15 protein-coding genes and 1 tRNA gene are annotated in these 13,952 nt (G+C 39.8%); 12 read left to right on the forward strand and 4 right to left on the reverse strand.

Annotation, left to right across the window (positions count from 1 at the left end; genetic code table 11):
* The first annotated feature begins 139 nt into the window (after nt 1–139).
* A tRNA-Asp gene (locus A6M13_RS15090) sits at nt 140–215 on the forward strand.
* 540 nt (nt 216–755) lie between these two features.
* On the forward strand, nt 756–1,142 hold the full coding sequence (locus A6M13_RS15095) for a hypothetical protein (RefSeq protein ID WP_066548407.1): 387 nt from the start codon (nt 756–758) through the stop codon (nt 1,140–1,142).
* 38 nt (nt 1,143–1,180) lie between these two features.
* Here the strand turns inward: A6M13_RS15095 and A6M13_RS15100 are convergent, their stop codons facing one another.
* Nucleotides 1,181–1,396, reverse strand: a complete 216-nt coding sequence (locus A6M13_RS15100) for a hypothetical protein (protein ID WP_066548409.1) — start codon at nt 1,394–1,396, stop codon at nt 1,181–1,183.
* Nucleotides 1,397–1,539: 143 nt separating this feature from the next.
* On the opposite strand from A6M13_RS15100, the gene tsaE reads away from it, so the two are divergent.
* The 4 genes from tsaE to tsaD are packed head-to-tail and all read left to right on the forward strand — an operon-like array spanning nt 1,540 to nt 4,137.
* Complete coding sequence (tsaE, locus tag A6M13_RS15105; protein ID WP_066548412.1) at nt 1,540–1,992, forward strand: tRNA (adenosine(37)-N6)-threonylcarbamoyltransferase complex ATPase subunit type 1 TsaE; 453 nt, start codon at nt 1,540–1,542, stop codon at nt 1,990–1,992.
* Nucleotides 1,989–2,684 (forward strand): tRNA (adenosine(37)-N6)-threonylcarbamoyltransferase complex dimerization subunit type 1 TsaB, encoded by a 696-nt coding sequence (gene tsaB / locus A6M13_RS15110; RefSeq protein ID WP_066548414.1) that lies wholly within the window; start codon nt 1,989–1,991, stop codon nt 2,682–2,684. The genes tsaE and tsaB overlap by 4 nt, the downstream gene beginning before the upstream one ends.
* The gene (gene rimI, locus A6M13_RS15115; RefSeq protein ID WP_066548416.1) at nt 2,681–3,121 is read left to right on the forward strand and encodes a ribosomal protein S18-alanine N-acetyltransferase; all 441 of its coding nucleotides are present in this window, start codon (nt 2,681–2,683) and stop codon (nt 3,119–3,121) included. Before tsaB ends, rimI begins: the two co-directional genes overlap by 4 nt.
* A complete protein-coding gene (gene tsaD / locus A6M13_RS15120; protein ID WP_066548417.1) occupies nt 3,121–4,137 on the forward strand; it encodes a tRNA (adenosine(37)-N6)-threonylcarbamoyltransferase complex transferase subunit TsaD in 1,017 nt (338 codons plus the stop codon). Before rimI ends, tsaD begins: the two co-directional genes overlap by 1 nt.
* Before the next feature lie 456 nt (nt 4,138–4,593).
* Here tsaD and A6M13_RS15125 read toward each other — a convergent pair whose 3' ends face one another.
* A complete protein-coding gene (locus A6M13_RS15125; RefSeq protein WP_066548419.1) occupies nt 4,594–6,516 on the reverse strand; it encodes an ABC-F family ATP-binding cassette domain-containing protein in 1,923 nt (640 codons plus the stop codon).
* 184 nt (nt 6,517–6,700) lie between these two features.
* On the opposite strand from A6M13_RS15125, the gene A6M13_RS15130 reads away from it, so the two are divergent.
* From A6M13_RS15130 to tatC, 3 genes are all read left to right on the forward strand, one after another.
* Nucleotides 6,701–7,342 carry a redox-sensing transcriptional repressor Rex gene (locus A6M13_RS15130; protein WP_066548420.1) on the forward strand — a complete coding sequence of 214 codons (642 nt, stop codon included), beginning with the start codon at nt 6,701–6,703 and terminating at the stop codon, nt 7,340–7,342.
* Nucleotides 7,343–7,486: 144 nt separating this feature from the next.
* Nucleotides 7,487–7,669, forward strand: coding sequence for a twin-arginine translocase TatA/TatE family subunit (locus A6M13_RS15135; protein WP_066548421.1), 183 nt, complete (start codon nt 7,487–7,489; stop codon nt 7,667–7,669).
* A gap of 4 nt (nt 7,670–7,673) precedes the next feature.
* Nucleotides 7,674–8,516, forward strand: a complete 843-nt coding sequence (tatC, locus tag A6M13_RS15140) for a twin-arginine translocase subunit TatC (protein ID WP_066548428.1) — start codon at nt 7,674–7,676, stop codon at nt 8,514–8,516.
* A gap of 40 nt (nt 8,517–8,556) precedes the next feature.
* Here the strand turns inward: tatC and A6M13_RS15145 are convergent, their stop codons facing one another.
* The gene (locus A6M13_RS15145; RefSeq protein WP_245669357.1) at nt 8,557–9,291 is read right to left on the reverse strand and encodes a CPBP family intramembrane glutamic endopeptidase; all 735 of its coding nucleotides are present in this window, start codon (nt 9,289–9,291) and stop codon (nt 8,557–8,559) included.
* Between the two features lie 226 nt (nt 9,292–9,517).
* Between A6M13_RS15145 and groES the strand changes: the two genes are divergently transcribed.
* On the forward strand, nt 9,518–9,802 hold the full coding sequence (gene groES, locus A6M13_RS15150; RefSeq protein ID WP_066548433.1) for a co-chaperone GroES: 285 nt from the start codon (nt 9,518–9,520) through the stop codon (nt 9,800–9,802).
* A 95-nt stretch (nt 9,803–9,897) separates the two neighbouring features.
* Nucleotides 9,898–11,529 carry a chaperonin GroEL gene (gene groL, locus A6M13_RS15155; RefSeq protein ID WP_066548435.1) on the forward strand — a complete coding sequence of 544 codons (1,632 nt, stop codon included), beginning with the start codon at nt 9,898–9,900 and terminating at the stop codon, nt 11,527–11,529.
* Nucleotides 11,530–11,835: 306 nt separating this feature from the next.
* On the opposite strand, the gene A6M13_RS15160 is transcribed toward groL, so the two are convergent.
* On the reverse strand, nt 11,836–12,174 hold the full coding sequence (locus A6M13_RS15160; protein WP_066548436.1) for a nuclear transport factor 2 family protein: 339 nt from the start codon (nt 12,172–12,174) through the stop codon (nt 11,836–11,838).
* Between the two features lie 155 nt (nt 12,175–12,329).
* Here A6M13_RS15160 and A6M13_RS15165 point away from each other — a divergent pair, with 155 nt between their 5' ends.
* Nucleotides 12,330–13,610 carry an O-acetylhomoserine aminocarboxypropyltransferase/cysteine synthase family protein gene (locus tag A6M13_RS15165; RefSeq protein WP_066548437.1) on the forward strand — a complete coding sequence of 427 codons (1,281 nt, stop codon included), beginning with the start codon at nt 12,330–12,332 and terminating at the stop codon, nt 13,608–13,610.
* Nucleotides 13,611–13,952 lie beyond the last annotated feature (342 nt).

Consider the following 13,952-nt stretch of genomic DNA (forward strand, 5'->3'; position numbering starts at 1 on the left):
ATGGTAGTTGGGGGTTTCCCCCTGTGAGAGTAGGACGTCGCTTCGCAAAGAACGAGATACGAACTTGATTCGTATCTCGTTTTTCTTTAAGCACTTGTATTATCATTAAAAAAATAGTAGAATAATAAATGTCTTAATTGGTCCCGTGGTGTAGCGGTTAACATGCCTGCCTGTCACGCAGGAGATCGCCGGTTCGATCCCGGTCGGGACCGCCATTATATAAACTATTCAGCTGAGTAAACACTAAAATGTTTACTCAGCTTTTTTATTTTGAAAGATGTAGTTTACATCATCTATTCACATCTGCTTTATGTACATCTGTAGCATATTGGTACTCTTTATATGTGCTCTTCTAATTCAAGACTTGCGCTTTGTAAATTTTATATAGGTTATTTACACGAGGCTTTCTGTTTCAGAAATACTTCGTAACGCCATGCTTTGCATACTTCCATATAATAAATTTATATATTTAGATGTTATATATCCAACATGTACGTCACTATTTCGCTCATGTTGTCTTAATACATGGAAATTGAATGTTCTATATTCTTCCATATACTTACATCGTTTGATGAGCTCTTAGTGAATATATCGTAAAAATGAAGACGTACTTATTTTAAAACGCTTGATGCATGTTTCTTTTTCAATAAATACTGAGCAATTTTTCACAAATAAATACTGGTTATCGTTTAGTAATTTTAAAGCATGGGTATTAATAAAGGTATACATAAATCATTATTCATGGAGGAAATATGATGATGAGAAATCAACTACATAAACTAGGTGTAGTCTTACTTGGTGTAGTATTTGTTAGTGCTTGTGGAGACCCAATTCAAGAAATTGAGGATTCGAATAAATATAGTTGGCAACGTCATATGAACGCAGAAGAGTTTGAACAACTAGAAGAAGGCATGACATATGAAGAGGTTGCACAAATTGCGCGAGGTGCAGGAGAGAAAGAAGATGACAGCACTTATATTTGGCGTGATGAAATATCAATGACACAGTTATACGAAGTGACATTTGATAATGGGCAGCTTGTAAATAAAGAACAACAAATGATTCATGGTCATTCTAAACGAGGCTTAGATGCAGTTACTGAGGAAGCTGATGGAGAAACAGCGGATGCAGCATCTGAATAGAAAAAACGCGCCCAGCAATGGGGCGCGTTTTTTTAATATTAGGCACGTTCTACATCAATGGCATTCATTGAAGCAAAGCCTTTGATTGAATCAAATAATAAATCTTCTTTGTTTAAATGTGATGGGAATGAGCTTGTTTCGTAATTGTTGACGATAGCAAAGAGACATTCGCGTAATTTATTATCGTCACATACAATGTCAGTACCGTTAATCGTTGCGATTTCTTCGCCATCACGGAATAAATTTACTTTCATATGGGTTCACCTCAAAATTAGATTCTACGTTCTTAGTATAACAGATTTATGAAAAAGCGTATTTTGAAGTGATTCATTTTGAACATTTACACATATTTAGGTACACTAGGAGTATTGAATTTTGAGAGTAGAGAGGGTACATGATGAATTATACAAAGCATATTGCGTCATTGGACGACACGACAGCATTTGCAGAGCGTTTGGCCAATTTATTACAAGCTTCAGATGTGATAACATTAGAAGGTGATTTAGGTGCAGGGAAAACGACATTTACGAAGGCTTTAGCGAAAGGTTTAGGGATTACACGCACAGTAAGTAGTCCAACATTTACGATTTTAAAGCAGTATGAAGGACGCTTACCATTTAATCATTTAGATGTATATCGCCTAGGGGATAGTGACGAGGACTTAGGTTGGGATGAGTTATTTTATGGGGATGCGGTAAGCGTGATTGAATGGGCACAGTATATTGAAGAAGATTTACCAAGTGAACGTTTAGAGTTGGAAATTTATCGTGAAGGAGATACGGAGCGTCGTATCGAAATAAAGCCACGAGGAGCGCGTTATGAGCGTTTATGTGAGGAGTTAATGAAATGATCTATTTAGCAATTGAAACCGCAAATGCACCACTCTCTGTCGCTGTCGTAAGCGATGGTAAAGTGATTGCAGAGTTGACGCAACATAATAAAACGACACATTCAATTGGCGCGATGCCCGCTGTTGAGCAAGTGCTACAAATGGCAAAACTAACGCCAGCCGATATTGATGTTATTGCTGTATCAGAAGGTCCTGGCTCATATACAGGTGTCCGTATCGGTGTAACGATTGCGAAGACGTTAGCCTGGACATTACGAAAGCCACTAATTGGTGTATCAAGCTTACAAGCGCTTGCAGCGAATGCAAGCCTTTTTGGCGGGTTAATCTGTCCGATTGTGGATGCGCGTCGTCAGCACGTATATACAGCCTTATATGAAGGATTAACGCTTGAGGAAATTATGGTGGATACACATGAGTCAATTGATGATTTACTCATCAAGCTCAAAGCGTTTGCGCGTCCAGTATTATTTATTGGAACAGATGTCGATATGTATTGGGAAAAAATTGAGCAGCAGCTTGAGCATTTAGCAGTGCGTGCGCCACGTGTGTTAGATTTACCACGTGCTTCACAAATTGCAGCAATTGCAGCTGACAAGGATATGCCTTCACTTGAAGCGACACACCATTTCGTTCCGCAATATAAACGTATTGCAGAAGCAGAGGCGAACTGGATAAAGGAGCAAAAAAAATGATTACGTATCGTAAAATGACGGTCAGTGATGTCCCTGCTGTACACGATATTGAAGTCGCAACATTTCCAACTCCGTGGACGTTAGACTCGTTTTATTATGAAATGAACGAAAATCAATATGCGCATTATTTAGTAGCGGAAGAGGGCGGAAAGATTGTCGGCTTTTGTGGTTTATGGAACGTGATTGATGCTGCGCAAATTACGAATGTGGCAGTGATTGCACAGATGCGTGGGCGTGGTGTTGGTGAAACATTAATGCGCGAAGCCATGCGCGTATCGAAAGAAGCACAGATGGATGTCATGAGTTTAGAAGTACGTGTGACAAATATGGTGGCACAAAATTTATATCGGAAGTTAGGATTTCAAGACGGCGGGCTACGTAAAGGCTATTATGCTGATAACGGTGAAGACGCGCTTGTAATGTGGGTGAACTTATAATGGAAACATATATTTTAGCAATTGAAACAAGCTGTGATGAAACAGCAGCAGCAATTATTAAAAATGGTACAGACATTATTTCAAATGTCGTATCATCACAAATTGATAGTCATAAACGCTTCGGTGGCGTTGTTCCTGAAATTGCGTCACGTCATCATGTAGAGCAAATGACCGTTGTTATTGAAGAGGCGTTATCACAAGCAAATATGACACCGAGTGACTTAACAGCAGTGGCAGTAACAGAAGGTCCAGGGCTTGTCGGGGCATTATTAATCGGTATTAACGCGGCAAAAGCGTTTGCATTTGCTCATCAGTTACCGCTTGTTGGGACACATCATATTGCGGGGCATATTTATGCCAATAACTTAATGCAGCCGATGGAATTTCCACTGTTAGCACTTGTTGTATCCGGTGGTCATACGGAAATTGTTCTCATGAAAGAACATGGTCACTTTGAGCTAATTGGCGAAACACGCGATGATGCAGCAGGTGAAGCATATGATAAAGTAGCACGTGTGCTGAATTTACCATATCCAGGCGGCCCACATATTGACCGCTTAGCTCATGAGGCGACGGAAGCTGTGAAATTCCCACGTGTATGGTTAGAAGAAGGCTCATATGATTTTAGCTTTAGTGGCTTAAAATCAGCGGTGATTAATTATAAGCATAATATGGACCAACGCGGGGAAGAAATTATTCCAGCGCAAGTCGCAAAAGGTTTCCAAGATAGTGTCGTAGAAGTATTAACTGCAAAAACATTACGTGCTGCGCGTCAGTTTGATGTGAAGCAAGTAATTGCAGCAGGCGGCGTATCTGCGAATAAAGGTTTACGTACGTCATTAGAGCAAACGTTTGCACAAGAAGGTATTCCACTTTATGTGCCACCCCTTCATTTATGTACCGATAATGCAGCGATGATTGGTGCAGCGGCTCATTATATGTATGAAGCAGGTGTTCGTGGCAATTTAGCGATGAATGGTCGCCCAGGCATGGAATTAACTAGTTGGGTAAAATAATATTTAGCGGCATATTGTCTTTTGACAATATGCCGCTTTTTATGTGAAAAAATAAAAGTAAATGTAAGACCTCTATTATGTTCACTATTTACTAATTTATGCACGATGTTAAAAATGGCACGATTTTTCTGAAAAATTATCCACAAAATATGACACGTCAGGTGATGTTGTCAAGAGGGAACATGCGTACTTATACACAAATTGTGGATAACTTGTGTATAACTTTTTGAAATTGCGCTATTTGTCACTTTTTTTACAAAATAATGGATAAGTATGTGGAAAACGATAGAGAGCATCAGACTACAACAAAAATATAAAAATAGTATGAAATACGACTGTTTTTGTGTCATGCTGTCCATGTGAACAACGCACATATAAATGTTATTGTAAGAAAGTAAAAAAGGAACATCTGAGAAATAGTACTCAGACGTTCCTTTTTAGTGCATAAGGCGTTATTTAAAACTGCTCCAATTCTTCACTTAGCTCTAACCACTGCATTTCTATTTCTTCACGTTGTTCTTTTTGCGTGTCTAAATTGCTTTGCACAGCAAAAGCTTTTTCGTGATTTGAGAATACTTCAGGGTCACATAATTGTTCTTCCAGCTCAGCAATTGTATCGTCAAATGTCGCCATTTGTTGCTCTAGCTCCTCAATGGCACGACGAATTTGACGCTCACGTTTTTTTGCATCTTTATCAATTGTTGAGGTCGTTTGCTTCGTCTGTGTAGACGCTACTTGTTGCGCTCCTGCTGCAGCAAGCTTGGCAGCAGCGATTTCTTCTAGCTCGATTTTCTTTTCGACGTAATAATCGTAGTCACCTAAATATTCAAATGCACCGTCATTTGATAATTCGATGACTTTGTTCGCAATACGGTTAATGAAGTAACGGTCATGCGACACGAATAATAGTGTACCAGGGTAGTCAATGAGCGCATTTTCTAACACTTCTTTACTGTCTAAGTCTAAATGGTTCGTTGGCTCATCGAGAATCAGTACATTTGCTTTTTGCATCATTAATTTTGCGAGTGCTAAACGCGCTTTTTCGCCACCAGATAGGGAGTTTACGATTTTTGAAACATCGTCACCACTAAATAAAAACTGTCCGAGTGTTGAACGAATATCTTTTTCGTTCAGCAGTGGCCATTCATCCCATAGCTCTTGTAAAACGGTTTTATTGCTGTTTAACTTTGCTTGTTCCTGATCATAGTAACCGATTTGTACATTTGAACCGTAGCGTACTGTCCCATGAAAAGCATCTAAATCTTTCACAACGGTTTTTAATAGTGTCGATTTCCCAACACCATTTGGCCCAACGAGTGCAAGGCGATCTTCTCGGTAGACGCGCATCGTAATATTTTTCGAAATTTCTTTGCCAGGATAGCCGATTGCTAAGTCATCAATTGTTAGTACATCATTCCCCGTTTGGCGTTCAATCGTAAAGCCAAAGCTTGCGGATTTTTCAGTGCCATCTGGTGCATCCATCCATTCCGTACGTTCCAATTGTTTGCGACGTGATTGTGCCATTTTTGTTGTAGATGCACGCGCAATATTTTTTTGAATAAAGGCCTCTAGCTTTGCTTTTTCATCCATTTGGCGTTCAAATGTTTTCATATCACGTTCATAATTTTTCGCTTTTTCGTCTAAATAGGCACTATAGTTTCCAACATAGCGACTCACTTTATGGCGTGATACTTCATAGACAATCGACACAATTTGGTCGAGGAAATAACGGTCATGTGACACAATTAAAATCGCACCGTCATAGCCTTTTAAGTAGTTTTCCAGCCAGCTTAATGTTTCGATATCTAAATGGTTGGTTGGCTCATCAAGAATCAGTAGGTCCGGCTTTGATAATAGTAGCTTCGCAAGTGCTAAACGCGTACGCTGACCACCTGACAGTGACGTAATATGCTTCGTATAATCTTCTGGAAAGAACTGCATCCCGTGCAGGACAGAACGTGTATCTGCCTCATACTGATAGCCACCAGCTGCTTTATAGTCGTGCTGTAGCTGGTCATATTCCGCTAATAGTTTGTCATCATCATAACGTTCTGCCATTTGTTGTTCTAAGTGACGTAGTTTTGCTTCCATTTTGCGAACCGGCTCGAAAATGGTCATCATTTCGTCCCAAATTGTGAGTGCAGAGTCAATACCTGCATGTTGTTCTAAATAGCCGATGCGCACGTCTTTTGGAATAATAATATCCCCAGAATCGTATGACATTTGCCCAGCGATAATTTTTAAAAGGGTTGATTTCCCTGCGCCATTACGGCCGACTAAAGCGACGCGGTCTCGGTGCTGTACTTCGAGCTTCACGCCACTTAAAATTTCATCTGCAATAAATGATTTATATAATTGATTTACTTGTAAAACAATCATTTCTTTACACCTCAGTTCTTCCTTAGTTTATCGGATATCGCTAGGGGTTGGCAATGTTTGCGATGCATTGAAAAAATATAGTTGAGCACCTTTCAAAACAGAGGATATGTGTTACAATTTTTAATAATGTTGACGACACACAAAAAATTGACATATATTGAAACGACTTTTTAGGAGGATTGCAGTGAAACAAGAAGCAAAAATTCCACAAGCGACAACGAAGCGGTTACCGCTCTATTATCGTTTTTTACAAAACTTTGCCGCAGAAGGCCAAGAGCGTGTTTCGTCACAGCAGTTAAGTGAGGCAATGAAAATTGATTCTGCTACGATACGCCGTGATTTTTCATATTTTGGTGCGTTAGGGAAAAAAGGCTACGGCTATGATGTACAGTATTTAATTGAATTTTTCCGTGAGACACTTAGCCAAAATGAAGTGACGAATGTGGCACTCATTGGTGTCGGAAATTTAGGGAATGCCTTATTGAAATACAATTTCTCGAAGACACAAAATACACGTATACTTGTCGCATTCGACTCAAAAGCACCACTAGAAGGTACATATGTAAGTGATATCCCAGTATTTCCACCGGAGTTATTAGAAGAAAAGATTGCGGAATATGGTGTTGAGTTGGCCATTTTAACGGTATCGTCACGTTCAGCACAAGCTATTACAGACCGTTTAGTCCAAATTCCGATTAAAGGCATTATGAACTTCACACCGGAACGTTTGGATGTGCCGAAATCAACGCATGTGATGAATATTGATTTATCACTAGAGTTACAAGCACTTATTTATTTAGCACGTAATAATCAAGCGGATAGTTAATATTTGCTTTACGCAATATGCCCTCGACTGTTTTTATGGTCGAGGGCTTTTTGAATAAAGAAAATTCAAAATAGTTAAAGAGAAACTGTGCAAAATCGAGCAGAAAGGAGTATGATAAAAGAGAATACAGAGGAGGTGGGTGCAATGGGTGGTATTAGTGCTATGAGTCTAATCATCATTGGGGTAGTTGCGCTATTAATTTTTGGTCCGAAAAAATTGCCAGAGTTAGGAAAAGCGATGGGCTCGACACTTCGTGAATTTAAAAATGCAACAAAAGGCTTGGCAGACGACGATGACGACGACAACCAGAAGAAAAAGCTAGGATAATGCAATGGAACGCCGTGAACTTACTGTCGTTGAACATTTAGAAGAATTACGTAAACGATTATTTACCGTTGCGTTATTTTTTGTTGCAGCGATGATCGCAGGTTTTTTTATTGCAGAACCGATTATTCGTTATATTCAATATAGCGATGAAGCACAGCAGTTAACACTTAATGCGTTTAGTCCACTCGATCCGTTAGCAATTTATTTTCAAGTTATTTTTATTGTTGCATTTGTTTTATCATCGCCGGTGTTGCTCTACCAATTATGGGCATTTATCCGACCTGGCTTACATGAGCAAGAACAGAAAGCAACGCTAGCGTATATACCGTTTATTTTTTTATTGTTTCTTGGCGGCCTAGCGTTCTCGTATTATGTATTATTTCCGTTTGTGATGCGTTTTACATTTGAATTATCAAATCGTCTCGACATTACGCAAACAATTGGTATCCACGAATATTTTTCATTTTTATTTAAATTAACATTACCATTTGGTTTTTTATTTCAGCTGCCAGTTGTGTTGTTGTTTTTAGCGAGGATTGGTGTATTAAATCCGGACACAATGGTGAAGATGCGAAAGTATGCGTATTTTGCGTTATTTGTCGCAGCGGCTATTATTGCACCACCGGAACTGATTTCGCATCTTATTGTCAGTGTACCGCTATTCATTTTATATGAAGTGAGCATTATTATTTCACGTGTAGGTTATCGTAAGTTTTTAAAGGCAGAGGCACAGCGTTTACACGAGCAGCAACTGCGTGATGAGGAACTGCGAGAGCAAGAGCAGCGTCAATTGATTGAAGAAGCACTTGCTGAGCAACGACGACAAATTGAAGCAGCGAATAAATAAAAAAAGGACTAGCGTCACGCTAGTCCTTTTTATATGACCGCTATAGCCACGGGAATAAAATCGTTGCTTGTTGTGGCACGATGAAGATTGAGAGGGCGACAAAGCCGTTCATTAAAATATGCGTAATAATCGACGCTAAAATACGTTTCGTTTTGTAATAGACGAATGCAAACGTAAAGCCACATGCGACATAAATTAAAATATGTGCAAAGTCAAAGTGGATGACCGCAAATACAAAGCTACTGATGAGCGCTGCAATAATAAAGCCGAAGCGTCCAACGAATGAACCGAAAATAATACGTCTAAATAAAATTTCTTCTAAAATTGGTCCGAATAAAACCGTTGCTAAAAGCATAGCAGGCGCAATTTTTGAAATTTCCATAATGGTTGCCGTATTGTCTGAGCCTTGTGGAATGCCGATTAATGTTTCGATATAAATGGCAATATACTGTGCGAACATGACAAGAATAAAACCAGCAAAGCCCCATCCTATCGTTTCACCAAGCGATGCCTGTTGTTGCCCCTTGAAAATATTCCAAAAATCTTTATCTCGATTTGTAATAAATAATGTTAGCGCCGTAGCAATCGCGAATGCAGCTGTATTCCACATACCGACTGCCCAAATGCGTGCTTCCTGTCCTTGCAAACCGCTCGCTTCAAGAAATATATTTAAAATGGCAGGTATATTTAATACGATGCCGGAAAACTGCATGGCGCAGTAAATTAAAATGACCCAAATTGCGGTCATTTTGGGCTTTTGTATAGCTTGTTCCATAACGCACATCCTTTCGAGTGTCACTTTTCTTATTGTAGAGGAATGCATACATAAATCAAATGATTGTTCCTTAAACCAACGAAAATCATTTTTTAATTATTCATAAAAAATTGGGGTTTATTGTTGCAAAATGATTGTAATTTATTTATTATAATAATTGTGTTAGCACTCAACTGCTAAGAGTGCTAATAAAACTACATAAACTATTTCTAGGAGGTTGTTTCACTTGCTAAAACCATTAGGTGATCGCATCATTATCGAGTTAGAAGAGGTAGAACAAACTACATCATTTGGTATCATCGTACCAGACTCAGCAAAGGAAAAGCCACAGCAAGGTGTTGTTGTAGCTGTTGGAACAGGTCGTGTGCTTGATAACGGAACACGTGTAGAACTTGATGTTAAAGTTAACGACCGCATCATTTTCTCTCAGTACGCAGGTACAGAAGTTAAATATGATGGAAAAGAATATTTAATTTTAAGCGAAAAAGACGTTCTAGCAATCGCAGAATAATTTATAACTATGGATGTCTCGTTGGCATCCGTAGCTTTACTTAACACATTCATAACTCATAATAGATAAAACGAAATTACAGGAGGCACTTTCACATGGCTAAAGATATTAAATTCTCTGAAGAAGCACGTTCATTAATGCTACAAGGTGTAGATAAATTAGCAAACGCAGTAAAAGTAACATTAGGGCCTAAAGGGCGTAACGTTGTACTTGAGAAAAAATTCGGTTCACCATTAATTACAAATGACGGTGTATCAATCGCAAAAGAAATCGAATTAGAAAACCCATACGAAAATATGGGCGCAAAATTAGTAGCGGAAGTTGCATCAAAAACAAACGAAATCGCTGGAGACGGTACAACAACGGCAACAGTATTAGCACAAGCGATGATTCGTGAAGGTTTAAAAAACGTAACAGCTGGTGCAAACCCTGTTGGTATCCGTAAAGGTATGGATAAAGCAGTAGCAGCGGCATTAACAGAATTACAAAATATTTCTCGTCCAGTAGAAAATAAAGAAGCGATTGCACAAGTTGCCGCTATTTCAGCAGCAGATGACGAAGTTGGTCAATTAATCGCTGAAGCAATGGAGCGCGTAGGTAACGACGGCGTTATTACAATCGAAGAGTCTAAAGGTTTCACAACAGAATTAGACGTAGTAGAAGGTATGCAGTTTGACCGCGGTTACGCATCTCACTACATGGTAACAGATACAGATAAAATGGAAGCGGTTCTTGATAACCCATTCATTTTAATTACAGATAAAAAGATTACAAACATCCAAGAAGTACTACCTGTGTTAGAGCAAGTTGTACAACAAGGTCGTCCATTATTAATTATTGCGGAAGACGTTGAAGGTGAAGCGTTGGCAACATTAGTAGTGAACAAATTACGCGGTACATTCAATGCAGTAGCAGTAAAAGCACCAGGCTTCGGTGACCGTCGTAAAGCAATGTTAGAAGATATCGCAATCCTTACAGGTGGTCAAGTAATTACGCAAGATTTAGGTTTAGACTTAAAATCAGCTGACTTAACATCTTTAGGTCGCGCGGCGAAAGTGGTTGTGACAAAAGACAATACAACAATCGTTGAAGGCGCTGGTGACCAAGGAACAATTGAAGGTCGTATCGCACAAATTCGCTCTCAAGCGGCAGAGGCAACGTCTGAATTCGATAAAGAAAAATTACAAGAACGCTTAGCGAAACTTGCTGGCGGTGTAGCGGTGATTAAAGTTGGTGCCGCAACAGAAACAGAATTAAAAGAGCGTAAATTACGTATCGAAGACGCATTAAACTCAACGCGTGCAGCAGTAGAAGAAGGAATTGTTGCAGGTGGTGGTACAGCATTACTAAACGTATACGGTGCAGTAAGCGCAGTACTTGAGCAAGTTGAAGGCGATGTAGCAACTGGTGTGAAAATCGTATTACGCGCATTAGAAGAGCCAGTACGTCAAATTGCTGAAAACGCAGGTCTTGAAGGTTCAGTAATCGTTCACCGTCTACGCACAGAAGAAGCAGGAATTGGCTTCAACGCAGCAACAGGCGAGTGGGTAAACATGATCGAAGCAGGTGTAGTTGACCCAGCGAAAGTTACTCGCTCAGCACTACAAAACGCAACATCTGTAGCCGCTTTATTCTTAACGACAGAAGCGGTTGTCGCAGACATTCCAGAAGCAGCACCAGCAATGCCTGATATGGGCGGCATGGGTGGCATGGGCGGTATGATGTAATTTCCACAGGACGTGGTGGTTTTAGCTTTTGAACCATTGTCTGTTGGAACGAGGTTTTCATACCTAAGTGAATGCTCACTATTTATGTGTAACATCATGACCATTTCCCGAGATGAACTCTTGGGAAATGGTTTTTTTATTTGTAGAAGTTTTATCGCGAGCGGAAGTGATGAAAAGAAAGAGATTAGGACAAAAAGAAATATCCTTCAGCAATGATAACTGCTAAAGGATATTTTTATCATCTTCATACACTCATTTTCATCAGAAATAGGGTTCTGTCCCATACTCTTATTTGTACTTCAACTATTATTCCATCGGTGTACCTTGATGGAAGCACATGCGCCAAGTATTATCCTCGTAGCGCCAAATAGAGCTGCGGTTAGCACACGCACCGTCTGATTTTCGTGTTGTTTGATATGTAATATGTGCGATTGTATCAGCAAGCATATGTAAGTGAAAATGCGTAATATAAAATGGTGGGGTGTCTATGCCAACATCATCGAGCGCTTCAAGCTGTTGCGCTTTTGTGTACCGTGCACCAGAAGCACCAAATTCAACGAAATCCTCCGTTAACAGCGATGCGAAATCTGCTTTTCGATAATGCATTAATGTTTCTTCACGTTGTTGGAAATATGTTGCGTTCATGTATGTTCCCACTCCTATTCAATAAAACGTATGAAGTAGTATACCACGAAATTAAAAAACTGAAAATTAGAAAAATATATTGCGCCGTGAAAAGATATTTGGTACGGTAGTTAAAGCAAACCAAATAACTAGGAATTGAAAAGGAGAGACATACAGTGACAAAATTTCAACCTGAAACAATTTTATTGCATGGTGGGCAACAACCAGACAAAACAACAGGTGCGATTGCTGTACCAATTTATCGTACAACGGCTTACGCATTTGAAGATACAGCGCATGCACAACGCTTATTTGCATTAGAGCAGCCAGGCAATATTTACTCGCGTATTATGAACCCAACAGTCGGTGCATTTGAAGAGCGTGTAGCACTTGTAGAAAAAGGTGCAGCGGCAGTAGCATTGTCATCTGGTATGGCGGCGATTTCATTTTCAATTTTAAATATTGCAGGCGCAGGGGACCATATCGTATCAGCAGGTTCATTGTACGGCGGTACATACAATTTATTTGCGACAACATTGCCACGCTATGGCATCACAACAACGTTTGTTGATGAGCGTGACCCAGAAAACTTCCGTCGTGCTATTACTGAAAATACAAAAGCAATTTATGCAGAAACGGTGGGGAATCCAGCGTTAACGATTCTAGATATTGAAGCGGTCGCAGCGATTGCGCATGAGCATGGTTTACCGCTTATAGTTGATAATACATTCCCGTCTCCATATGGCTGTAACCCAATTGACTTTGGTGCAGATATTGTCGTACATTCTGCGACAAAATGGATTGGTGGACATGGAACGACGATTGGCGGGGTAGTTGTCGATGCAGGGAAGTTTGATTGGACACAAGGGCGCTTCCCTGGATTTACAGAGCCTGATGAAACGTATCATGGTATTCGTTACGGCATTGATGCAGCTGGTGCAGCATTCGCGACAAAGCTACGTGTGCAGTTATTACGTGACTTCGGGCCAACATTGAGTGCAGATGCAGCCTTTAACTTTTTACAAGGCTTAGAGACGCTCCATTTACGTGTAGCGAAGCATAACGAAAATGCGCAGCAAATTGCCGAGTATTTACGTAACCATGAGGCAGTATCATTTGTAAATTATAACGGCTTTGAAGACTTCTCATCCCATGCATTGGCGACAAAATATTTACGTAACGGCTATGGTTCGATTATTACATTTGGCATTAAAGGTGGGCGTGATGCAGGTCGCAAATTAATTGATGCAGTTCAATTATTCTCGCATGTTGCGAATGTAGGCGATGCGAAATCATTAATTATTCATCCAGCATCGACAACGCACCAGCAGCTGAGTGCAGAAGAACTTACGATTGCAGGTGTGTCAGAGGAGTTAGTGCGAATTTCTGTTGGATTAGAGGCCGTTAGTGATATTATTGCCGATTTAGAACAAGCAATCGCACAGTCACAACAGTAAGAAATGAAGCGATGTTAAACGCATAAGAAAGAGCTTGAGAACAAACAAAGTGTTAGGAGAAATGATGAAATTTCTCCTAACACTTTTCTGCTTTCGTCGCCGCACATTTTCAAGCGGGCAATTCTTTCGGTACGGAGGCAAACAGGAAGTGTGTCACATCTACTCTCTCGCTCGTACTGTTCTGCCAGAAGTCCGCTCTTCGTTTAACGACGACGTATCAACTGTTTATCATTGAATATTTTTGGCGTTTATTGGAATTATACTTCTGTTTCAGGGTCTTTCTTATGTTAAAATGAGGTCATGCTCACGCTATGTTACTAGATACATGAATCCTTTTGATGG

The organism is Caryophanon tenue (assembly GCF_001700315.1).
Lineage (GTDB): Bacteria > Bacillota > Bacilli > Bacillales_A > Planococcaceae > Caryophanon > Caryophanon tenue.

Bases quoted from the DNA above. Each gene is read 5' to 3' on its own strand.
- A6M13_RS15095 (WP_066548407.1), top strand. From the start codon at position 756: ATGATGAGAAATCAACTACATAAACTAGGTGTAGTCTTACTTGGTGTA.
- A6M13_RS15100 (WP_066548409.1), bottom strand. From the start codon at position 1,396: ATGAAAGTAAATTTATTCCGTGATGGCGAAGAAATCGCAACGATTAAC.
- tsaE (WP_066548412.1), top strand. From the start codon at position 1,540: ATGAATTATACAAAGCATATTGCGTCATTGGACGACACGACAGCATTT.
- tsaB (WP_066548414.1), top strand. From the start codon at position 1,989: ATGATCTATTTAGCAATTGAAACCGCAAATGCACCACTCTCTGTCGCT.
- rimI (WP_066548416.1), top strand. From the start codon at position 2,681: ATGATTACGTATCGTAAAATGACGGTCAGTGATGTCCCTGCTGTACAC.
- tsaD (WP_066548417.1), top strand. From the start codon at position 3,121: ATGGAAACATATATTTTAGCAATTGAAACAAGCTGTGATGAAACAGCA.
- A6M13_RS15125 (WP_066548419.1), bottom strand. From the start codon at position 6,516: ATGATTGTTTTACAAGTAAATCAATTATATAAATCATTTATTGCAGAT.
- A6M13_RS15135 (WP_066548421.1), top strand. From the start codon at position 7,487: ATGGGTGGTATTAGTGCTATGAGTCTAATCATCATTGGGGTAGTTGCG.
- tatC (WP_066548428.1), top strand. From the start codon at position 7,674: ATGGAACGCCGTGAACTTACTGTCGTTGAACATTTAGAAGAATTACGT.
- A6M13_RS15145 (WP_245669357.1), bottom strand. From the start codon at position 9,291: ATGGAACAAGCTATACAAAAGCCCAAAATGACCGCAATTTGGGTCATT.
- groL (WP_066548435.1), top strand. From the start codon at position 9,898: ATGGCTAAAGATATTAAATTCTCTGAAGAAGCACGTTCATTAATGCTA.
- A6M13_RS15160 (WP_066548436.1), bottom strand. From the start codon at position 12,174: ATGAACGCAACATATTTCCAACAACGTGAAGAAACATTAATGCATTAT.